This window comes from Sporosarcina sp. 6E9, from assembly GCF_017921835.1.
In the GTDB taxonomy this organism is placed as follows: domain Bacteria; phylum Bacillota; class Bacilli; order Bacillales_A; family Planococcaceae; genus Sporosarcina.
The window spans coordinates 1-21,610 of the sequence record NZ_JAGEMN010000010.1; the positions used below are offsets into that span (position 1 = coordinate 1).

Here is a 21,610-nt window from a genome sequence, read left to right on the forward strand (position 1 = left end):
TCCATAATAGAGAAACTTGAATAGCTCGAGTTTCATTTTGCTGACTTTGAATCCGAAGATTCGTTTTTGTTTCGATTTAACGAAACATTATATCTTGACGTTTTGCTGTTCAGTTTTCAAGGTTCATTATATAAGTATGAATTTCGCTCACATATTATCTTCTGCGTTACCATCTCTCGACAGCAACTCTTATATCATACCAAACTTACTTGACCGTGTCAACAACTATTTATAATTTCTTTTTCGTTGTTTATGTGGTCGTTTTGGCGACATTCATAACTATAACACCATACATTTAGTAATGCAACCCTTTTTTATAAAAAGAACGCTAAAGCACATATTGATACAAAGCCGGGTATACCCAAGACCGCAATAACTATACCTGATATTATATTTACAGGGACATAAATACCAATAAATCCTGCCGCAACATTCATGATGAATAAAACTAAAAAAGCGAGCGCTAACCGGAACCAGTAGATTGATAATCGTTCAAAAACCTTTTTCACTTGCTTCTTGTCCATTAATAGGAAGAGAAGAATTAGCCCTGCTATACTTATCCCAATAGCTACTTTCACGAGAACGCCCCATTTCGTTATGATTAATACATCATATGCGATCTCGTGAAACAATATTATTCACTTCCAAGCTTGCGTGCTTTTGCCTCTTTATATAAATAGAAGTGTTTACTTTCAGCTATTTTCCGTCGAATAATTACTTCTTGATCGTAATCATCAAGATGCTGTTCAATAATCTTTGCTTGTTCCCATTCGGTTCTAGTCTCTACCATTAATGAACGAAGACGCTCATCATACTCTCTTTTAAGCTTGCTTTTTCTTTTAAACATCGACACCACTCCTATCAAACGCACTCGGAATGCTTGAATATTATCGCTATTTTCTTTTATGAACCACTAAAGTTCGCGACGCCCTTCAAGTGCTCTGGACAAAGTTACTTCATCTGCATACTCTAGATCGCCACCCACAGGCAATCCGTGAGCAATTCGCGTCGTCATAATACCAGACGGTCTAACAAGTCTTGAGATATACATTGCAGTTGCCTCACCTTCAATCGTTGGATTGGTAGCCAAAATCAACTCTTCTACTTCCTCGTCTTGAAGCCGTGTTAACAGTGAAGGTACATTAATATCTTCCGGGCCAATGCCATCCATCGGTGAAATCGCGCCATGTAAAACGTGGTAAAGACCTTGATAATCTCTCATCTTCTCCATCGCAATTACATCTTTTGGATCTTGAACAACACAAATTAATGACCTGTCACGCGATTGATCTTGGCATATATGGCAAGGATCAATATCAGTAATATGCCCGCACACTGAACAAAAACGTAGATTCCGTTTTGCATCGACAAGTGCTTTTGCAAAATCAAGGACAGTGTCTTCCTTCATACTTAGCACAAAAAACGCCAGTCGGCCCGCAGTTTTCGGACCGATACCTGGCAGTTTCATAAAACTATCAATTAGTTTTGAAATTGGTTCTGGATAATGCATAATTGTTCCTCCTAGAACATTCCAGGAAGGTTCAATCCTTTCGTGAATTGTCCCATCGTGGAGCTCGTTAATTCTTCTGCCTTTTTCATCGCTTCATTCGTAGCAATAACAACTAGGTCTTGTAAAATCTCTACGTCTTCTGGATCTACCACGTCAGGATTAATAACAACTTCAAGTACTTCTTTATCTCCGGAAACGACCACTTTAACCATGCCGCCACCTGCTGTACCCTCTAGACGCTCTTCACCTAGTTTTTCTTGTGCTTCTGCCATTTGTTTTTGCATTTTTTGCATTTGCTTCATCATACCTTGCATATTTCCCATACCACGCATTATTATTTCCTCCTCATTTTTCACTCATTATTTGTAGCGATGTAAAACTAACTACATTCTTTAATCATCATATACTTCTATGAATTCTTTGCCAAAAATATTTTCCGCTTCTGAAACAATCGGATCTAAGTTTTCTTGTTCAGCCTCTTGTACAAAAGATAGAACAGATTCGGCTTCCTGTTCAGTTATTGATTGTTTATCATTCGAAGGTTCAGTACGTTCAAGATTGTTATTTTGGATATAATCTTGCCGAACTTTTAACCATCCATCCTCAGGTACATACACAACCTCATAGGCTTTTCCAGTTTGGGATTGTAATGCATTCGACAAACTTGATCGGAGTGACGTGTTTTCAGAAGCCATTAGACAATGAATTTCATACTTGAATTTTAACACAAATGCCTGCCCTGATGCAGCAACAGGCTCCGTTTCCTCGAGAAGTGCTGAATGCGACTTTTGCATAGTTTGCATCATGCCTGCCCAGTTTTCACGGATTGTTTGAATATCTTCTTTTGTAGCTGATTTTAATACCTCATTTATTTTACCAGTCGGAACCCTTAACGTCTGTGACGATCTCGACGGGTTTTTGCGCTGTACAGGGGCATCTGCTGCACCTGTTTGCATAGAAACACCCGATTTGATTTGTTGTTGTAGCTCGTTAATAACTCGCTCCAATTCTGTAACTTTATCCATTAGAGCCGGATTAACGACAGAACTGCTTTCGGATTGAACTTGAATTGCGCTTCCTTCTATATGAATCATTTTTAAAAGAGCAGATTCTATATATACTTTTGCATGGTTGGAAAACCGCATTTCCTGTTGTGTTTTCGAAAGTATATCGATGAATGAATACAAAGTATCTGGATTGAACCCTTTAGCCATTTCCTTAAAACGGACATCACCGGAAACAAGTTCTAATAAATTCTCCAATTCAGGTGCAGTGCGTAGCAATAATAAGTCGCGGAAAAATGTGATTAAATCCTCTGCCAGACGAGAAACATCTTTTCCTTCAGTAATTAGACGATCGAATAATGATAATGCCGCGCCTGCATCTTTTTCAAGTAGCGCTCCGGCCAACTGATAAAAGACATCTTCTCCAATAGAACCAGTTACGAGAAGAGCATCTTCAACAGTTAACGTTTCTCCACTAAACGATACTACTTGGTCAAGCATGCTAAGTGCATCGCGCATTCCGCCTGATGCTGCTTGCGCAATGATTTTTAATACGTCTTCATCAGATTCTATTCCAGTATCGTGAAGTACTATTTTCATGCGGTCAACAATATCACTTTGTGTTATTGGTTTAAAGTCAAAACGCTGACATCTTGAGATAATTGTCAAAGGAAGTTTATGTGGTTCTGTCGTTGCTAAAATGAAAACAGCATGAGACGGCGGTTCTTCAAGTGTCTTCAACAACGCATTAAATGCTGAATTTGAAAGCATATGCACTTCGTCAATAATATACACTTTAAAACGTGAATTCGACGGTGCAAATCGAACTTTTTCTATAATCTCTCTCATTTCTTCAACACGTGAATTCGACGCAGCATCAAATTCAATAACGTCTGTATCCGAACCTTCGGTAATGCTAAGACATGTTGGGCATTCATTACACGGCTCTTTCGCTGGGCCATTTTCGCAGTTCAATGCCTTGGCAAATATCTTTGCGGCACTTGTTTTACCAGTACCCCGTGGACCCGAAAAAAGATATGCATGTGTTGTCTTATTATGAAGGAGGGCATTTTGAAGCGTCTGTTTCACATGTTGTTGACCAGACATTTCACCAAAAGTTTGGGGCCTGTACACGCGGTAAAAGGCTTGATACACCAACATTTCCCTCTCCTTTCATTGCGATACAATAATATTTCAATTATACCACAAATGACTTCACATAACATTTTTATGAAATAAAAAACCCGTCCAATTCCTCGGACGAGTTGAATAAATTATGTATGCCGTGCACCTTCCTCCGACAGCCGAGCATAAGCGTTACTCATGTCGCCAGCTCAGTCTAGGCGACCCTACGGCACATGAAAAATTCCACTTAATGCTGCTTCCTTCCGGACCTGACATGGTTCATGGGTTTCCATTGCGCAGGACCCAAACGTCAACACTACGTGCACAAGGCAGACCAAACACTCGGACAGCCTCGGGAAGGGATTCAGTCTTGCTAGAGCGGATTGCAAGTTACAGGGCTCCGCTACTCCCCCACCTAGCACGGCATTACCAAGTATACTAAATAAACTTGTAAAAATCAATACAAAAATAACTTTTCTTCTTTTACAAAGAAACTGTTGACATCTTAATCGGCACATGATAAATTATTAATTGTCCTATGGAGGAATACCCAAGCCTGGCTGAAGGGACTGGTCTTGAAAACCAGCAGGGGTGTTAAAGCCCGCGGGGGTTCGAATCCCTCTTCCTCCGCCATATTTTTATCTTATATAGTCAGCGGTATTCAATAAAAAATAGACGTCATTCAAAGATTCTCATTTAGAGGATCTTTTTTAATATAAAAAAGCGAAACTCAATGGGGAACATTCCATTTGAAGTTTCGCTTCTTTTATTTTACGGTTGTTCCCGATTCAGAAGGTTGCGTAGCAATGCTTTTATAAAATGGAAAACAGTTGGCTAATTCATTAGCAATCCATTCTTCTTTTCCAATAGGAACTGCAACAAAGAGCGATGGTCCTGCTCCACTTACCGTCATGCCATAAGCGCCTAATTCCTTTGAGGACTGCCTAATTTCATCAAAACTGGGAAATAGATGTTTTCGATGAGGTTCATGAAAACCATCCTTTTCCATCATGCGTCCGATTATATCCCAATTGTTTGTCACGAGTGCTGCAGATAACACACAGCCTGAAGCACTGCTTCTTGTTGCTTCTTTGTGACTGAGTTTATCTGGTAAGAGACTTCTTGAATCTTCAGTTGGTAAAACTTTTGGAGGAACGAGAACCACAATACCTACTTCAGGTTTTTCAATATGAATATAGTCGATACTCTCTCCCTCGAAATAAGATACAACCGCGCCGCCTAATAATGCTGCGGATACATTATCCGCATGTCCTTCGATTTCGCTTCCTATCACTACTTTTTTATGATCTGTAAGTCTTAACTCAAGAACTTGGTTAGCAATTTCAATTCCCGCGGCAATTGCGGTTGCGCTACTTCCGAATCCTTTACCGAGCGGAATTTCACTATCGATATTCAACAATAAGGTCGGTGACTTCTTACCATACTTTTCGGCTACATTAATAATTGTTGTTACGATTAAGTTTCGTTCGTCGGTTGGAATTCCACTGTATTCTTCATTATTGTAAGATACTTTCCATGAAGTATGACTACTTACCTTTACTGTCATGTACAGACTTAATGCGAGCCCGACAGAGTCAAATCCTGGGCCGAGGTTGGCGGTTGACGCCGGAACGACGACCGAAAATCCCGGCATATTCATTAGTTTTTCCCCGCTTTCAAGTCATTTAGCAATTGATCAAACTGCTCACGAGATAACATTGGTCGATCTTTATTCACATCGATAGCTGTATCTGGATCTTTTAATCCGTTTCCAGTTAGCACTGCAACAATGGTTGTACCTTTTTTCAACGAACCATTTTCTACTTGCTTTTTCACACCTGCGATAGACGCACATGAGCCCGGTTCTGCAAAAACACCTTCTTTAGATGCAATCAGCTGATAGGCTTCCAAAATTTCTTCATCTGTCACAGCTAAAATTGTACCCTCTGATTCTTTCAAAGCGTTGTTAGCTAATTCCCAACTTGCTGGGTTACCGATTCGAATCGCCGTTGCCACCGTTTCCGGTTCTTCAAAAACCCGGTCATAAACGATGGGGGCAGCTCCCTCTGCTTGCACGCCCAATAACTCGGGAAGAGCTGTGCCTTTTTTAGTCGCATATTCTGTAAAACCTTTCCAAGCCGCAGAGATATTCCCTGCATTCCCCACCGGCAATGCAAACACATCCGGTACTTCTCCTAATTGGTCTATTGTTTCAAAAGCAATGGTCTTTTGGCCTTCCAAGCGGTACGGATTAACAGAGTTCACTAGCGCGATGTCGCCTTCCCCCGCTTCACGAACCATTCTGAGTGCCTCGTCAAAGTTTCCTTCGATTTCAACTATCTCTGCACCATACATTTTTGCCTGCGCCATTTTGCCAAGTGCAATACGGCCTTCGGGGATCACAACGATTGTACGCATTCCCGCGCGTGCACCATAAGCTGCCGCGGATGCCGACGTGTTACCTGTAGATGCACATATTAAGATCGATTTTCCTTCTTCTTTTGCTTTTGCAACAGCCATAACCATGCCACGGTCTTTAAAAGAACCTGTCGGATTAAGACCTTCTACTTTTACATATAAATTAATGCCCCATTGCTCAGAGAGATTTTCCAAGTGAATGAGTGGTGTATTCCCTTCCTGCAACGTTAAACTAGGTGTGTTTTCTGTTACAGGTAGCCATTCTTTATACGCTTCAATTAACCCTTTCCATCTCATCGTTATTTCTCTCCTTCAACGCGGTAATGACTTAATACTTCAAGCACTTCCGGTGTTTGATTTAATTCTTCCATAACATCTAAATGTTGTTGTCGCGACATGCGATGGGTAATGAAAACAAGTTCCGCATCTGACTCTTTTTTATCAGGATGTTGAACGACAGTTGCTAAACTCGCCCCTTGATTACTATAAATTGCAGTTAGTTTTGTTAAGACACCAACTTCATCTTTCACTAAGATCCGGTGGAAATACCGCGCGAATCGTTTATCATCACTTTTCACCTTACGTACGTGCTGGGGTGAGTGAAGCCTTTTTCCGTTCATGCCAAGCAGTAGATTGCGACAAGCTGCGACAATATCGGCTGTCACAGAAGTAGCCGTTGGGAGTGATCCAGCGCCTGGCCCATATAACATTGTTTCACCAACCGCATCACCGTATATATAAACCGCATTATATTCATTATTTACTGAGGCGAGTGGATGGGAATTCGGAAATAGGACTGGCTCAACTGCAACGGCAATCCCATCTTCATCTTTTTCCGCAGAACCCGCTAGCTTCACTGTATAGCCGAATCCTTCTGCCAGTTCTAAATCGCCATTTCGAATTTCATTCAATCCTCTAACGAATACATCATCCAAATGGACTTCTGTAGAAAATGCCAAAGAAGCTAAAATAACCATCTTTCTTGCCGCGTCAATGCCATCCACGTCTGCAGATGGATCTGCTTCGGCAAAACCTAATCGCGTTGCTTCCGCTAACGCGTCTTCATAAGTCATATTTTCGTGTTTCATTTTCGTCAAAATAAAATTCGTCGTGCCGTTGACAATACCAGTTAATGCACTGATACGATCTGAAGCAAGTCCGTCTTCCATCGTGCGGATAAGTGGAATTCCACCGCCAACACTTGCTTCGTAAAACAAGTCGCATTTCATTTCATCAGCAAGTTGCAACAACTCTTGTCCATACTCCGCCATAACATCTTTATTAGCTGTAACGACACCTTTCCCAGCTAGAAGCGCTCGTTCAATTGCATCTTTTGCGCCATTCGTGCCGCCCATCACTTCGATAATCAAATCAATCGAAGGGTCATTTAGTACTTCTTCTAGGTTGTTTGTAAATACTTCAGATGCTAGTTCTGTATCTCTAGTTTTTAAAATATCTTTAACTAGCACTTTTTTAATAGACACTTGCACGCCAAGTTTATATTGCAAGTCTTGTTGATGGCCGTGCATGATTTTTGCCACTCCACTTCCGACTGTTCCAAAACCTAATAGACCGATATTAATTTCATTTTTCATTTGACGATTCTCCTAACTATATGTACACTATGTAAATACAATTGACCTGTGCATAAGGACATTATAAAGATGTTCCTCAATAAAAACAAGCCCAATAGTCAATTCTGTTTTAAATTATCTTTATATTACTAATAGAGAGATAGGATTTGATAAAATGAAAGTGTGTAAATTTGGTGGAACATCAGTTGCTTCGGCGGAACAGATTAAAAAAGTTGCAAATATCGTAAAGAGCGATCCTTCCAGAAAAATTATCGTCGTGTCTGCACCGGGGAAAAGATTTGGTGAAGATGAAAAAGTTACAGATTTATTGATTAAACTTGCTGAAGCAGCGCTGAATCGACAAAATGTTGACAATGAGTTAGAAAATGTTGTCGCTCGATATCGTTCAATTGCAGAAGGGCTAGGTCTTGGTGAAAATATTTCCAACATTATTGAAGATGACCTACGCGAACGCCTTTCTACAAACCTGGAAGATGAAAGCTTATTTACGGACGCAATTAAAGCCGCGGGCGAGGATAATAATGCAAAGTTAGTTGCTGAATACTTTAATCACATTGGGCTTAAGGCACAATATGTTTGTCCTAAAAAAGCGGGGCTTCTTGTTAATAATCGCCCCGAACGTGTTCGAGCATTACCTGAGGGTTACGATAGACTTGAAAAGTTGAAAGATGAACCAGGCATCATTGTATTTCCTGGTTTCTTTGGATATACGGAAGACGGGACATTACGGACGTTTAACCGCGGTGGCTCGGATATATCGGGGTCGATTGTTGCCGCTGCCATTCGCGCTGAATTATACGAGAACTTTACTGATGTTGATTCAGTGTTTACAGCAAATCCAACGGTGGTGGATCAACCTGTTGCCATTGAAAAAATGACTTACCGTGAAATGCGTGAACTTGCCTATGCAGGGTTTTCTGTTTTTCATGATGAGGCACTTATGCCTGCTTTTCTTCGGTCCGTGCCGGTCTGTATAAAAAACACGAACAATCCGGAAGCGCCTGGCACATTAATCGTGAGAGATCGTGATCATTCCGCACAACCTGTCATCGGCATTGCTGCTGATAGCGGTTTTTCAACACTTTTCGTCTATAAATATTTAATGAACCTAGAAATAGGTTTCGGACGCTGTCTATTGGAAATATTGGAAGATGAAGAAATTCCGTTTGAACATACGCCGTCTGGAATTGATAATCTGTCCGTTATTATTAGAAGTAAATTTTTAAATGAAAAGAATAGTGAACGCATTGTTCGACGTGTAAAAGAGGAATTAGAAGTGGATGATGTCCATTTACGAAACACGGATTATTCTATGGTTGTTCTAGTCGGAGAAGGAATGCGCCATACAACGGGCCTGGCAGCACGAGCAGCGTCAGCTATTTCTCGTACTGGCGCAAACATAGAAATGATCAACCAAGGGTCTTCGGAAGTAAGTCTCGTCTTCGGCGTCGATAAAAAAGATGAAACGAAAATTTTAAAAGAATTATATAAAGAGTTTTTTTCTAAAGTAGTCTCATACGTTTAATAACACATATCAACAATTTCCTTCCAAAACCCATTACTTTCATAGGTATAGAACATAAAAAGGCAATCACAGAGAGTTGTGATTGCCTTTTTATGTTTTACTTGTATTTGATTCTTAGCATACTCCGTTGAATTGGAAAGCATAACAGTTTTATTTTGATTTGAATCTCGTCGTTTTTTCCCAACCAATTGTTTGACGATTTTTTTTTGCTTTGATATATAGGATCAAACTACGCACAAACAAATATGAAAATAATTGCGCGTATGTGAAATACATAATAACACTAATAAAGACATTGATTGGGGTAAAGCTCCTTTGGGATGCTTGGGCTGCAAATAACTGCATGGTATATACAATGTAGGCAATATACCAGATGAACAGCAACGGGTATGTATATTCAATGTAAAAGACATTCAATATGCCAAGTGAAAACCATATATAAGATAGGATGAGAAAAAACCAAAAAACCACATAAACAAGCAACTGATGAATCGAATGGACCAGCAGTTTACCCTTAAAATATCCAGGGTCCGTTAACGTTTTTTCAACAATATACAAGTTTCCTTGTAACCACCTTGTCCGTTGTTTCATATAAACCTTAAGTGTTTCAGGTTCCTGCTCCCATGTAATTGAAGTTGGAACGATTGGCAAAAAGTAGCCTTTTTGTGTGATACGTAAGGTTAATTCAGCATCTTCCGCTATGGCGTACGGATCGTATCCACCTAATTCTTCAATAACTGATCGCTTCACAAGCATATTCGTGCCCGTTAAAGAGCCTGTTTTGAATAGTTGCCATCTACCTGATTGCATAAGCAATTGAAAAACTTGAAACTCTATCGAGATCATCCGAGTAAGCCAATTTGCCGATTCGTTTTTGGTTCGTACATATCCAACAGCACCACCCGCATCTTCATACGTTTCAGCAATAGCGACTAGTTTTACAAGCGCCTTTGATTCAGGTTGGTTGTCCGCATCGTACACACAATAATACTTATTGCTGGAAATACTAAGTCCATAATTTAGTACCCTCGATTTCCCGCGGGGCTCGCCGGGCGGGACATTGATATGATGTACATTTTTAAATGTTTCTGCAAATGCATCTACAATTTCTCCGGTATTGTCGGAAGAGTTATCGTTCAAAATATAAATTTGTAAGTCACCGGGATAGGCGATTGACACCATTGCTTCAATCGTATCTTGAAGAACTACACCTTCGTTATGTGCTGGTATTAAAATATCAACACCTGGGTAAAAATCCAATACCGGAACTTCTTTACTCTTCAACCGATTATAGAGACCTGCTATCGTCAGGATTGAATAATATAAAAGTAAAATTAGAAAAAGTGCTGTGGTACAAAAAAGTAACAATTTCACATTGAAAATAGCTGCCGTAATTAGGAGTGCGAGAAAGAGTACAAAGATAAGTATTAAAAAAACCACTCGGCTTCTCACTTAACCACCGCCGTTTCATCCAGCACCTTATCTCCGTCAATTTTCTTTATCGTCCATCTAATTTGCTTAAGAGCATTCTCTTCTAGCCGTTCTGCCGTTAGTTTATCAAGCCGTCCCATTACAACTTCAAGTCCCTGTTCGTTGGTATTTTGTACTAGAACGACAATTGTTGTGTCATCGTATTGACCGACAAGGTCATAATCTTTTCGAAATGTTGTATGCATCATACCAGCTAGTGTAAGCAGTACATTCTTTCGTACTGTACGTTTCAATCCAATTAGGCTAACTTTTAAATAAAAACCAGTTTCATTTCGTCTACGCATATTGGACAGGACAGATTCAGACCGTTTCTCGAATTCCCTTCTCGTTAGGACTTCGTCTTCTAAAACGTAATCTTCTAATTCTTCGATACGTGTTGTTAGCATTCTATTCTCCGAACTAACTTGATACATGTATTTCGATAAACTATATAACGAAAATAGATGAAGTAGAAAAACGAAATGAAGGCCAATTGCCATTGCCTGTTGACTCGGCTGCCAGTCGTCTTTGAATGCCAGGAATAAAAAATAGAATACAGTTACAAGCACGAAAGTTATATAAAAGAAAAATGCAACTCGGTCCGACACACTGAAAAATAGCAACGCTAGTATGCCGAATATGAAATAGTAGTAAGGCGGCACCGTATTGTATGTATAAATTAGGATAAAAAGTATCGACAATAACCAACTCATTGACGTTATTGGTATTTTAAGACGGTCCCATATCATTCTCGTATTCAGTAGAATCACCTTCCCTTCCCGTTCTCTTTTCCCTGTTTTACAGATAAAAAACCACAACTTTTAACGGTTGTGGTAGTTTTAAAACTTATACTTTCCTATCCCCTTAAGAAAGCGCGTTTCCTATTTTTCCAACGATTGATTCAATTTCATGTGGATCTTCAATTAGATCATAATCGTTAATATTAAGACGAAGTACAGGACATGCACTGAAGGAATTAATCCACTTTTCGTAACGGCCATGCATCTCTTCCCAGTACGTAATCGATGTCTGCTTCTCCATAGTGCGCCCGCGTTCTTCAATACGCTGAAGAATATCTTCCATTGAGCCGTCCAAATAAATGAGCAAGTTGGGATGTGGGAAGTACGGCGTCATCACCATCGCTTCAAATAAATCCGTGTAAGTATCATAATCGACCGGATCCATCGTACCATTGTCGGCATGCATTTTCGCAAATATACCAGTATCCTCATAAATGGAACGATCTTGGATAAAACCGCCACCGCTTTCAAAAATACGCTTTTGTTCTTTAAAGCGTTCCGCTAAAAAGTATATTTGTAAATGGAAACTCCACTTTTCAAAGTTGTCGTAAAAACGATCCAAGTAAGGATTTTCATCAACATTTTCAAAAGAAGTTTTAAAGTCCAATGCATTTGCAAGCGCTTGTGTCATCGTTGATTTACCGACACCTACTGTCCCCGCTATCGTAATTACTGCATTTTTGGGTATACCATATTTTTCACGTAAGTTGTTCAATTAAAACTAACTCCTTTTCGAATCGTTGAATCGACTTTATCTAATATAAATTGCAAGTCATTTTTATTGTTTACAAAATCAAGATCATCCCCGTTAAAACGAAGTACTGGAATATCAGGATGTATTGACTCAAAATGGTTAATGAAGGTATCGTAATCATCCGAAAGCTGTTGTAAATATGAACGATCCATGTTTTTCTCGAAATCACGTCCGCGTAGCGAAATACGTTCCATAAGTGTATCGATACTGGCGTGCAAATAAACGATGATATTCGGGATTGGCATGTCTTTCGTTAAAATAGTATAAATTTCTTCATATTTTTTGTATTCGACTGTATCAAGCGTGCGCTGTGCAAATATTAAATTCTTAAATATATTGTAATCCGCGACGACCGACTTTTGCCCAATTGTGATTTCAGTCTTTATATCGCTAAGTTGTTTATAGCGATTGCATAGGAAAAACATTTCGGTCTGGAAACTCCATTCCTCAATGTTTTTGTAAAATTTATTTAAAAACGGATTTTCGTCGACGATTTCTTGAAGCAAATGAAATTGTTGTGTTTCTGCAATTGCTTTGGAAAGTGACGTTTTTCCGACGCCAATCGGACCTTCAACTGTAATAAACGGAACAGGCATCAGAAGTCCCCCTTCATCTTTCATAATTATAGTGCTCCTTATTTTAACATACGAGTGAAATGAAAAATAGAGTGTACGGCCTATTTATCGACGGATTTCTACAATGTTTTTTCACGTGGAACAATTTCCGCATGAAAAATGCTACACTATGGCTAGGGAGCGATAGTTATGGATAAAAATGACCAAAAATACATGCAAATGGCGATCGATGAGGCAATGAAAGCGAAATTGCTCGGTGAAGTCCCGATAGGCGCAATCATCGTTCATAATGACAAAGTTATTGCACGTGCACATAACTTGCGAGAAACGACACAAAATGCGGTTACTCATGCAGAATTGTCGGCTATACAAGATGCATGCAGTGAGCTTGGTAGTTGGCGACTCGAAGAAACAACTTTATACGTAACACTTGAACCTTGTCCGATGTGCGCAGGCGCGATTTTACAATCACGAATTCCACGCGTTGTCTACGGTGCACGAGATCTCAAGGGCGGCTGTGTCGATTCACTATACCGGCTTCTAAATGATCCAAGATTTAACCATGAATGTGAAGTTACCGAAGGTGTACTGGGAGATGAATGCGGGGAAATGTTAACTTCCTTTTTCAAGGATATCCGGGAACGCAAAAAAAAAGCAAAAAAAGAGGCATCGCCAAAAGTCGATAATTGACTAATGGCGGAGCCTCTTCTTTATTAGTTAGTTTGTAATAACTTCTTTTCCGCCCATATATGGACGAAGAACCTCAGGAATGATAACTGATCCATCTTCCTGCTGGTAATTTTCAAGAATAGCTGCCACAGTTCGACCTACTGCTAGCCCACTTCCATTTAACGTATGCACGTATTCAGGCTTCGCGCCTGCTTCGCTACGATAGCGAATATGCGCACGACGCGCCTGGAAGTCTTCAAAGTTTGAACATGAAGATATTTCGCGGTACATATTTTGCGTTGGAATCCATACTTCGATGTCATATTTCTTAGCCGCAGTAAAACCAAGATCCGCTGTACACATATTTAACACGCGGTAAGGAAGGTTCAATAGTTGCAATACTTTCTCTGCATGCCCCGTCAACTTTTCAAGTTCTGCATAAGAATCCTCTGGCTTCACCAAACGGACAAGCTCAACTTTATTAAACTGATGCTGACGAATTAATCCGCGCGTATCACGACCGGCAGATCCTGCTTCTGATCGGAAGTTTGCACTATAGGCTGTAAACGCAATCGGAAGTTGCTCTCCATTTAAGATTTCATCGCGATGAAAATTCGTTACAGGCACTTCAGATGTAGGGATGAGAAAATAATCCTCTTCTTCCACGTGAAATAAATCTTCTGCAAATTTAGGGAGTTGACCTGTTCCTGTCAAACTTTCTCGATTTGCTAAGTACGGCGGCAAGATTTCTTCATAACCGTGTTCATCAATATGAAGGTCAAGCATAAAGTTAATTAGCGCTCGTTCCAACCGTGCACCTAGACCGCGATAAAAAACAAAACGACTGCCTGTAACTTTGGCCGCGCGTTCAAAATCAAGAATTTTTAAATCAGTTCCTAGATCCCAATGCGGTTTCGCTTCGAATTCGAATTCAGGTCGTTCACCCCAAGTACGAATTTCTATATTATCGTCCTCGCTATCCCCAAATGGGACGCTTTCGTGAGGTATATTAGGAATTCGCATCATGATATAATTCAATTTTTCTTCGACATCACGAAGTTCTTCATCCAATTCTTTTATTTCTTCGCCAACTTCACGCATCCGAACAATAGCTTCTTCAGCATCTTCTTTATTACGTTTCATCTCAGCAATTTGCCCAGATACATTATTCCGTTCAGCTTTCAGTACTTCCGCTTTGACGATAAGTTCCCGTCTTTTTTCATCTAATCCCCCAAACTTATCGAAATCTGAAAGATCTTCTCCGCGCTTAGAAAGCTTTTCTTTTACTTCATCAAAATTAGCCCGTACTTTTTTAATGTCTAACATCGTATACTCCTCCTTATTTTGTTGAAACTCGGAATTTAGGCAACAAAAAAAGCCCTCTATCCCCTATAATAGGGACGAGAACTACCCGCGTTGCCACCCAAATTAACCAGACGTTACCAAGTGTCTGATTCACTTCATTGAAATAACGGTTCAAGTACCGGCATAGACCTACTAATTGTTTCAGTCCAGCTACTCAGGGACGGATTCGCATCTGTTTTTATCGGCTCGCACCACCCGCCGACTCTCTTCAAAAAACATGCTTGCTACTATTTCCCATCATCGTTTCATATTTGAAATTATTATTAACATACTATATTGACGGTTCTTTGGCAAGCCAGATGAACTTTTATTTTCATCGATAAAAAAAGCGCCTACTCGAATGTTTAACATAAGAGCTGGCGCATAATTTTTATTGGCTACGGTCTGCCATTCGTTCACTTGCCGAAAGTGATGACATTTCAATGCCTTTCATCGGTTCACCAAGATCTTTTGATAATTGAACGAGTAAATCATAGTTTTGGTAGTTCTGGGTAGCTTCTACAATAGCTCGTGCAAACTTCTCCGGATTTTCAGATTTAAAAATTCCAGAACCGACGAATACACCATCCGCACCTAATTCCATCATTAATGCCGCATCTGCTGGTGTCGCTACACCACCCGCCGCATAATTTGTTACAGGTAAACGGCCTGCTTTTTTAATCGCAAGTAGCGTTTCATATGGCGCACCTAAAATACGCGCTTCAGTCATAACTTCTGCCTCATTCATATGAACAAGTTTACTCACCTGTGCATGTACTTTACGAAGATGACGGACAGCCTCAACGATATTCCCCGTTCCTGGCTCTCCTTTTGTACGAAGCATTTTTGCACCTTCGCCAATTCTTCTTGCCGCTTCTCCAAGATCACGTGCCCCACAAACAAACGGCACGGAATAATCGCTTTTCAATAAATGAAATTCATCATCTGCTGGTGATAATACTTCACTTTCATCAATGAAATCAACACCCATTGCTTCAAGTAAACGCGCCTCAGAAATATGGCCGATTCTTGCTTTTGCCATAACAGGAATCGATACTGCTGCTTGTACCTCTTCTACGATACGAGGATCAGCCATTCTAGCAACCCCGCCTGCTGCTCGAATATCTGATGGAACACGTTCAAGTGCCATAACCGCAACTGCACCTGCTGCCTCCGCTATCTTAGCCTGTTCACCGTTAATAACGTCCATAATGACGCCACCGTATTTCATATTTATAGTCATAATTCTTCCTCCTATTCATATTGTTCAGTATACTAGAGGTTGACCATATTAAAATACTCAGTTTCATACAAGTTGAAAGGGTCAGTGGAGGTTTCTTATGGAAATGCTATTAATTGAGCTTGATAAAAATACTGCTATCCCTTTATACGAACAAATATACACTCAAATTCGTGTCGATATTACGAATGGAAAACTGGAAATCGGGCGGAAATTGCCTTCAAAAAGAAAACTAGGTGAATTCCTTAATGTTAGTCAAACGACCATTGAACTTGCCTATGGCCAACTGACCGCCGAAGGATTTATCTCTTCTGTACCTAGAAAAGGTTTTTACGTCCAAGCCATCGAGGAACTCGCCTATGTACAACCGACGGAGCGAATTGAGGAAATAACTGCGCAAAAATCCGAAAAAATACATACCGATTTATCACCTGGCCATATTGACACGGAATCTTTCCCATTCACACAATGGCGAAAGTATGCGAAAGATGTCATAGATGAATCTTCAAAAGATCTTTTACTCCTTGGCGACCCACATGGTGACCTTCCGCTTCGACAGGAAATCGCACGTTATTTATACCATTCCAGGGGCGTCAACTGTACTCCCGAACAGATTATTGTAGGCTCAGGCACAGAACAACTTATGCCGCTCGTAATTCGTATCCTTGGACTCGATGCAACTTATGCTATTGAAGACCCGGGTTACCCATTAACACACCATGTTTTTTATCATAATAATCGTAAAGTATTTCCCATTGAAGTCGATCAAGAAGGAATGGACATCAGCATGCTTCAAGACTCCGGTGCGTCTGTTGCCTATTTAACGCCATCACATCAATTTCCAACGGGTACTGTTTTGTCCGTCTCCCGAAGGACAGCATTATTAAATTGGGCAACGTCTCATGAAAATCATTTTATTATTGAAGATGATTATGACAGCGAATTTCGCTATACAGGAAGACCGATTCCTGCTTTACAAGGAATGGACAAAGGCGACAATGTTATTTATATCAGTACATTTTCAAAATCACTTATGCCGTCCTTACGTATCGCTTATATGGTGTTGCCCGGCGTCCTACTTAAACGGTATAAGGATGCTTTCATTCACTATGCATCCACTGTCCCGCGGCTTGATCAGCACATTCTTGCACGTTTTATGGCAGACGGTCAATTTTCACGACATCTAAATAGAATGCGAACAATTTACAGAAGAAAACTTCAAACACTGGTCGATGCAATTCTCCCTTATTCGCCACATATAACATATTCAGGTGAGGAAGCAGGAATGCATATTATTATTACAGTTCATACAGATTCAACTGAAGAAAAACTAATCGAATCAGCCAAGAGAGCCGGCATACGCATATATGGGTTAAACAACTATCGAAAGAATCCGGTAGAAGGCAAACCATCATTTCTCATAGGATTCGGCGGTTTATCCGTAGATACGATAGAAAAGACTATTAAGGATCTAATGCAAGTATGGAAAATAAATAAAAGCGACGAATCTATTTAGATTCATCGCTTTTTATTTTACTTAAATAAACCTTTAACAAATCCTACTGCACTGTCCCAAATACTAACAAAGAAATCACCGATTGCACGCATTGAAAGCGAGAACCAACCAGCCTTCTCTACAGTCTCAGTCGTTACAACCTCTAGTGAATGATGATTAGAATCGATGTAACCATAGTCCTTGCCATCTTCACGAACAAGTTCAACATGACCGACAACTGTATCTTTTTTAATAGGTGCGACAAGTTTACCTTCCGTTAACTTAGATTCATCAATAACAAGCTTTGGTTTATATAAATCCTTGTCTCTCGTTTTAATCATCATTTTTACAGGTTCTTTAACCGCTATTTCCACTGAATCATTTTTACCTTTACTAACACTTACTGATTTCTTCTTTTCAAATTTATAACCAGCTGGTACAAGTTCAACTTCAGAGAATTGAGTGAAACCATAATCAAACAAAGCGCGAGTGGCATCGAAGCGTGCTTTATAGGATCCTTTACCTTCCTCGTTAACTGCATTCATTACGACGGCAATCACTCGTTTGCCATCTTTCACAGCAGTACCCGTAAAACAATGTCCAGCAAAGTCTGTCGTTCCGGTTTTCAAACCGTCAACACCCGGATATTCAAAAACCAATCCTGGAAGCATGAAGTTCCAGTTAGCCATTTCAATCCTATCGTCAGTACCTTCACGAAATACTTTTTTCTTTATACTTGTCGTATCTAGAACTTCCGGAAAGTCTTTCAGCAAATGATAAGCTAGTTTTGCAACCGATTTTGCGGGCATTATGTTTTCATCTTTAGGACCTGTCCCTTTTGGATGCATGCCTTGAAGATGCGAGTTATTCAAACCCGTCGTATTCACAAATTTATAATCTTTAAGACCCAGTTCTTCAGCCTTTTCATTCATTAACTTCAAAAACTCTGTTTCTGTTCCTGCAATGGATTCAGCAATCGCAATCGTTGCCGCATTTGCAGAATATATTGCAGTTGCTTCATATAACTCGCGAATCGTATATGTACCATCCGCACGGAGTGGAACATTACTCAATCTACGATCCTGTGAAATCTTATACGTATAATCGTTCACACGGTATTCTTGATCCCAAGTGATTTTACCTTCTTTAATCGCTTCGAAAAGGATATACTCTGTCATCATTTTCGTCATACTTGCAATGCCTAGTGGAGCATCTGCATTTTCTTCATAAAGAATCTTTCCGCTATCCGCATCAATTAGAATCGCTCCGTCGACATTAATTCCTATGCCTTCTTCAGCAGCATCGGCCGGGACTATTCCAACTGACATAACAAACAACAGTGGGATTACAATCATTGCAACATATTTTCTTATTTTCTGTTTCAAAACCTTACCTCCGTTAATGCGATTTCCCCTTATCAATTTTACCACAAATCTCATGCGACGAGGGGACTATAGAAAAAAAAGCATCTTTCCGCTTATATCAAGACGCAGGAAAGATGCTTAAGTTCCCATAACTATAGAGTAGTAACTTCCATTACTTTTTTATGAAAGTGTATAGTTTGGTGCTTCTTTTGTAATTTGAACTTGGTGTGGATGACTTTCCAGTAAACCTGAACCTGTCATGCGAATGAATTGGGCATTTTCCCGATGTTCAAGAAGACTTCTTGAACCGCAGTAACCCATACCCGCACGAATTCCACCAACTAATTGGTGAATCGTATCCGCTATATCTCCCTTGTATGGAAGACGGCCCTCAATTCCTTCTGGAACAAGTTTTTTCGCGTCGTCTTGGAAGTAACGGTCTCTTGAGCCACGTTCCATCGCACCGACAGATCCCATTCCACGATATACCTTGAAACGACGACCTTGGAATAATTCAGTTTCACCCGGACTCTCAGTAGTACCAGCCAAGAGACTTCCTAGCATGACTACGTGTCCACCGGCGGCGAGTGCCTTAACAATATCACCCGAATACTTAATACCACCGTCAGCAATCATTGTTTTCCCTAATTCTCTCGCAACAGAGGCACACTCATAAATTGCTGTAATTTGAGGCACCCCGACGCCAGAAACAACGCGTGTTGTACAGATAGAACCAGGACCGATTCCAACTTTAACAACGTCTGCGCCCGCTTCATATAAAGCGCGAGCACCTTCAGCCGTAGCAATATTACCTGCGACAATTTCAAGATCTGGAAATTCATTTCTAATAGATGCAACTGTATCTATAACGCCTTTTGAATGCCCATGTGCAGTGTCAATTACAATGATATCAACTTCTGCTGCAACAAGTTTTTTAACACGAATCATCGTGTCAGATGTAACACCAACCGCTGCACCGACAAGTAGTCTACCTTGCTTATCTTTTGCAGCATTCGGATATTCCATTACTTTTTCAATATCTTTAATCGTAATTAAACCATTCAAGATTCCTTCTTCATCGACAATAGGAAGTTTTTCAATTTTATATTTTTGAAGGATTTTCTCAGCATCGTTCAATGTTGTACCTACGGGTGCAGTCACCAGATTATCTTTCGTCATTACGTCGTTGATCATGAGCGAAAAATCCTGAATGAAACGCATATCCCGGTTTGTTATAATTCCAACTAGCTTAAGCTCTTCTTCATTATTAACAATTGGAACCCCAGAAATTCGGTATCTACTCATTAAATGTTCAGCGTCAAAAACTTGGTGGTTTGGCGTTAAGTAAAATGGATTTGTAATAACTCCATTTTCTGAGCGTTTAACGGTAACAACCTGTTCAGCCTGTTCTTCGATACTCATATTTTTATGAATGATACCTAGGCCGCCTTGTCTCGCCATGGAAATAGCCATTCGTGATTCAGTAACTGTATCCATACCTGCACTGATAATCGGTATATTTAACGTTATCTTTTCTGTTAAATCGACAGAAAGAGATACATCTTTAGGTAGTACATCAGAAGGCCCCGGTATTAGTAATACATCGTCGAAAGTTAGTCCCTCACGTGCAAATTTTGATTCCCACATCTTAATTTTGCCTCCCTAGTCTGTTTTGAATATTAGTAAAATATTATCAGCGACTGTATCAACTGTCAAGGTTCTCCCAAGTAGTAAATGTATTCGTACTTTTCACTGAACGGTTTCTTCGATTTTTTTCTGTATTTTTAATGGTGATGTTTGCGGTGCAAAACGATCAATAACTACACCATCTTTGTTCACTAGGAACTTCGTGAAATTCCACTTAACACCATTTGTCAGTAAACCTTTTTTCTCTGAGGTTAAAAACTTGAACAGTGGATCCACATCATCACCTTTAACATTTACCTTTGCGAACATTGGAAAAGTCACATTGTATATTAATTTACAAACTTTCATCGTTTTTTCAACATTATCGTATTCTTGATTTCTAAAGTTGTCTGATGGAAAGGATAGAACAACAAAACCATCGTCTTTATATTCTTCGTAAAGCTTTTGTAATTCATTAAGTTGACTCGCAAAACTACATTTACTTGCAGTATTTACAATTAATAAGGTTTTACCCTTGAAGTCAGCCAACGATTGTATAGTTCCATCTGCTTTTTTTACCGAAAAGCTATATATATCTTCCATAATCACATCTCCTATACCTTTTATCATAAATTGAACAACGAAGAACTACAATACTTTCACTTTATAATGAAGTGAAATATTTCATTTATCGCGTGTATTTCCCGAAATATTCAAGGCTTTTGACCGTTTGGAAGTTTACTTTAACAATAATATCGTATGTTTTGTGATCATTTAGATGACCACTATGTTTATTTTCGGCATTTATTGGTCTTTCTATAACGAATATAGTCAACAAAAATCTATATGAATCCTTAAGGCCTTTGCTTAAATATTCACCTAAGGTTTTACCTAACGGTAAATTTTTATTTTATAATCTAAATAACATACAAAAAAAAGCCACTACCACTAAGGTAATGACTTTCAAGATGCCTAGCAACGTCCTACTCTTGCAGGGGGAAGCCCCCAACTACCATTGGCGCTGAAGAGCTTAACTTCCGTGTTCGGTATGGGAACGGGTGTGACCTCTTCGCTATCGCCACTAGACTACCTGAGC

20 protein-coding genes, 1 tRNA gene, 1 rRNA gene, 1 other RNA gene and 1 other annotated feature are annotated in these 21,610 nt (G+C 39.8%); of the genes, 4 read left to right on the forward strand and 19 right to left on the reverse strand.

Translation table 11 applies throughout. The annotated features are described in order from the left end of the window. Window positions 1–314 precede the first annotated feature (314 nt). The 6 genes from J4G36_RS18035 to ffs all read right to left on the reverse strand — a co-directional run bounded on the left by J4G36_RS18035 (window position 315) and on the right by ffs (window position 4,063). On the reverse strand, window positions 315–632 hold the full coding sequence (locus tag J4G36_RS18035) for a pro-sigmaK processing inhibitor BofA family protein (protein WP_246880720.1): 318 nt from the start codon (window positions 630–632) through the stop codon (window positions 315–317). A gap of 2 nt (window positions 633–634) precedes the next feature. Next, a complete protein-coding gene (locus J4G36_RS18040; protein WP_210471812.1) occupies window positions 635–847 on the reverse strand; it encodes a YaaL family protein in 213 nt (70 codons plus the stop codon). Window positions 848–913: 66 nt separating this feature from the next. Continuing rightward, window positions 914–1,510, reverse strand: a complete 597-nt coding sequence (gene recR / locus J4G36_RS18045; RefSeq protein ID WP_172373826.1) for a recombination mediator RecR — start codon at window positions 1,508–1,510, stop codon at window positions 914–916. A gap of 11 nt (window positions 1,511–1,521) precedes the next feature. Beyond that, window positions 1,522–1,842, reverse strand: coding sequence for a YbaB/EbfC family nucleoid-associated protein (locus J4G36_RS18050; protein WP_172373828.1), 321 nt, complete (start codon window positions 1,840–1,842; stop codon window positions 1,522–1,524). 60 nt (window positions 1,843–1,902) lie between these two features. Continuing rightward, complete coding sequence (gene dnaX / locus J4G36_RS18055) at window positions 1,903–3,672, reverse strand: DNA polymerase III subunit gamma/tau (RefSeq protein ID WP_210471827.1); 1,770 nt, start codon at window positions 3,670–3,672, stop codon at window positions 1,903–1,905. A 125-nt stretch (window positions 3,673–3,797) separates the two neighbouring features. Beyond that, window positions 3,798–4,063: signal recognition particle sRNA large type (gene ffs, locus J4G36_RS18060), an RNA gene on the reverse strand. Window positions 4,064–4,179: 116 nt separating this feature from the next. Between ffs and J4G36_RS18065 the strand changes: the two genes are divergently transcribed. Then, window positions 4,180–4,272 (forward strand) — tRNA-Ser (locus tag J4G36_RS18065). Between the two features lie 133 nt (window positions 4,273–4,405). Here J4G36_RS18065 and thrB read toward each other — a convergent pair. Genes thrB through J4G36_RS18080 form a run of 3 tightly spaced genes read right to left on the reverse strand, consistent with a single transcriptional unit; the run spans window position 4,406 to window position 7,652 of the window. Beyond that, window positions 4,406–5,299 carry a homoserine kinase gene (gene thrB, locus J4G36_RS18070; protein ID WP_210471813.1) on the reverse strand — a complete coding sequence of 298 codons (894 nt, stop codon included), beginning with the start codon at window positions 5,297–5,299 and terminating at the stop codon, window positions 4,406–4,408. Continuing rightward, a complete protein-coding gene (gene thrC / locus J4G36_RS18075; RefSeq protein ID WP_210471814.1) occupies window positions 5,299–6,354 on the reverse strand; it encodes a threonine synthase in 1,056 nt (351 codons plus the stop codon). The genes thrB and thrC overlap by 1 nt, the downstream gene beginning before the upstream one ends. 2 nt (window positions 6,355–6,356) lie before the next feature. After that, window positions 6,357–7,652, reverse strand: coding sequence for a homoserine dehydrogenase (locus J4G36_RS18080; RefSeq protein ID WP_210471815.1), 1,296 nt, complete (start codon window positions 7,650–7,652; stop codon window positions 6,357–6,359). Between the two features lie 154 nt (window positions 7,653–7,806). On the opposite strand from J4G36_RS18080, the gene J4G36_RS18085 reads away from it, so the two are divergent. After that, window positions 7,807–9,177, forward strand: coding sequence for an aspartate kinase (locus tag J4G36_RS18085; RefSeq protein WP_210471816.1), 1,371 nt, complete (start codon window positions 7,807–7,809; stop codon window positions 9,175–9,177). Window positions 9,178–9,327: 150 nt separating this feature from the next. On the opposite strand, the gene J4G36_RS18090 is transcribed toward J4G36_RS18085, so the two are convergent. The 4 genes from J4G36_RS18090 to J4G36_RS18105 form a co-directional block, all read right to left on the reverse strand. After that, the gene (locus J4G36_RS18090; RefSeq protein ID WP_368668809.1) at window positions 9,328–10,629 is read right to left on the reverse strand and encodes a glycosyltransferase family 2 protein; all 1,302 of its coding nucleotides are present in this window, start codon (window positions 10,627–10,629) and stop codon (window positions 9,328–9,330) included. Continuing rightward, window positions 10,626–11,360, reverse strand: a complete 735-nt coding sequence (locus J4G36_RS18095) for a hypothetical protein (RefSeq protein WP_210471817.1) — start codon at window positions 11,358–11,360, stop codon at window positions 10,626–10,628. Before J4G36_RS18095 ends, J4G36_RS18090 begins: the two co-directional genes overlap by 4 nt. 151 nt (window positions 11,361–11,511) lie before the next feature. Next, a complete protein-coding gene (locus J4G36_RS18100; RefSeq protein WP_210471818.1) occupies window positions 11,512–12,162 on the reverse strand; it encodes a deoxynucleoside kinase in 651 nt (216 codons plus the stop codon). Beyond that, on the reverse strand, window positions 12,159–12,797 hold the full coding sequence (locus J4G36_RS18105; RefSeq protein WP_210471829.1) for a deoxynucleoside kinase: 639 nt from the start codon (window positions 12,795–12,797) through the stop codon (window positions 12,159–12,161). Before J4G36_RS18105 ends, J4G36_RS18100 begins: the two co-directional genes overlap by 4 nt. A 168-nt stretch (window positions 12,798–12,965) precedes the next feature. Here J4G36_RS18105 and tadA point away from each other — a divergent pair, with 168 nt between their 5' ends. Beyond that, window positions 12,966–13,466, forward strand: coding sequence for a tRNA adenosine(34) deaminase TadA (gene tadA / locus J4G36_RS18110; RefSeq protein WP_210471819.1), 501 nt, complete (start codon window positions 12,966–12,968; stop codon window positions 13,464–13,466). A gap of 27 nt (window positions 13,467–13,493) precedes the next feature. Here tadA and serS read toward each other — a convergent pair whose 3' ends face one another. Both serS and pdxS read right to left on the reverse strand, forming a co-directional pair. Beyond that, the gene (serS, locus tag J4G36_RS18115) at window positions 13,494–14,771 is read right to left on the reverse strand and encodes a serine--tRNA ligase (protein ID WP_210471820.1); all 1,278 of its coding nucleotides are present in this window, start codon (window positions 14,769–14,771) and stop codon (window positions 13,494–13,496) included. A 67-nt stretch (window positions 14,772–14,838) separates the two neighbouring features. Beyond that, window positions 14,839–15,060 (reverse strand) — a binding site (T-box leader). Between the two features lie 120 nt (window positions 15,061–15,180). Then, window positions 15,181–16,032, reverse strand: coding sequence for a pyridoxal 5'-phosphate synthase lyase subunit PdxS (pdxS, locus tag J4G36_RS18120; RefSeq protein WP_210471821.1), 852 nt, complete (start codon window positions 16,030–16,032; stop codon window positions 15,181–15,183). A 97-nt stretch (window positions 16,033–16,129) separates the two neighbouring features. Between pdxS and pdxR the strand changes: the two genes are divergently transcribed. After that, window positions 16,130–17,545 (forward strand): MocR-like pyridoxine biosynthesis transcription factor PdxR, encoded by a 1,416-nt coding sequence (pdxR, locus tag J4G36_RS18125; protein ID WP_210471822.1) that lies wholly within the window; start codon window positions 16,130–16,132, stop codon window positions 17,543–17,545. Between the two features lie 17 nt (window positions 17,546–17,562). Here the strand turns inward: pdxR and J4G36_RS18130 are convergent, their stop codons facing one another. The 4 genes from J4G36_RS18130 to rrf all read right to left on the reverse strand — a co-directional run bounded on the left by J4G36_RS18130 (window position 17,563) and on the right by rrf (window position 21,600). Further along, window positions 17,563–18,909 carry a serine hydrolase gene (locus J4G36_RS18130; protein WP_246880721.1) on the reverse strand — a complete coding sequence of 449 codons (1,347 nt, stop codon included), beginning with the start codon at window positions 18,907–18,909 and terminating at the stop codon, window positions 17,563–17,565. Between the two features lie 159 nt (window positions 18,910–19,068). Further along, window positions 19,069–20,535 carry an IMP dehydrogenase gene (gene guaB / locus J4G36_RS18135; protein WP_210471824.1) on the reverse strand — a complete coding sequence of 489 codons (1,467 nt, stop codon included), beginning with the start codon at window positions 20,533–20,535 and terminating at the stop codon, window positions 19,069–19,071. 102 nt (window positions 20,536–20,637) lie between these two features. After that, window positions 20,638–21,117: a glutathione peroxidase gene (locus tag J4G36_RS18140; RefSeq protein WP_210471825.1), complete on the reverse strand. Its 480-nt coding sequence runs from the start codon at window positions 21,115–21,117 to the stop codon at window positions 20,638–20,640. Between the two features lie 367 nt (window positions 21,118–21,484). After that, a 5S ribosomal RNA gene (gene rrf, locus J4G36_RS18145) occupies window positions 21,485–21,600 on the reverse strand. Between the last annotated feature and the right edge of the window lie 10 nt (window positions 21,601–21,610).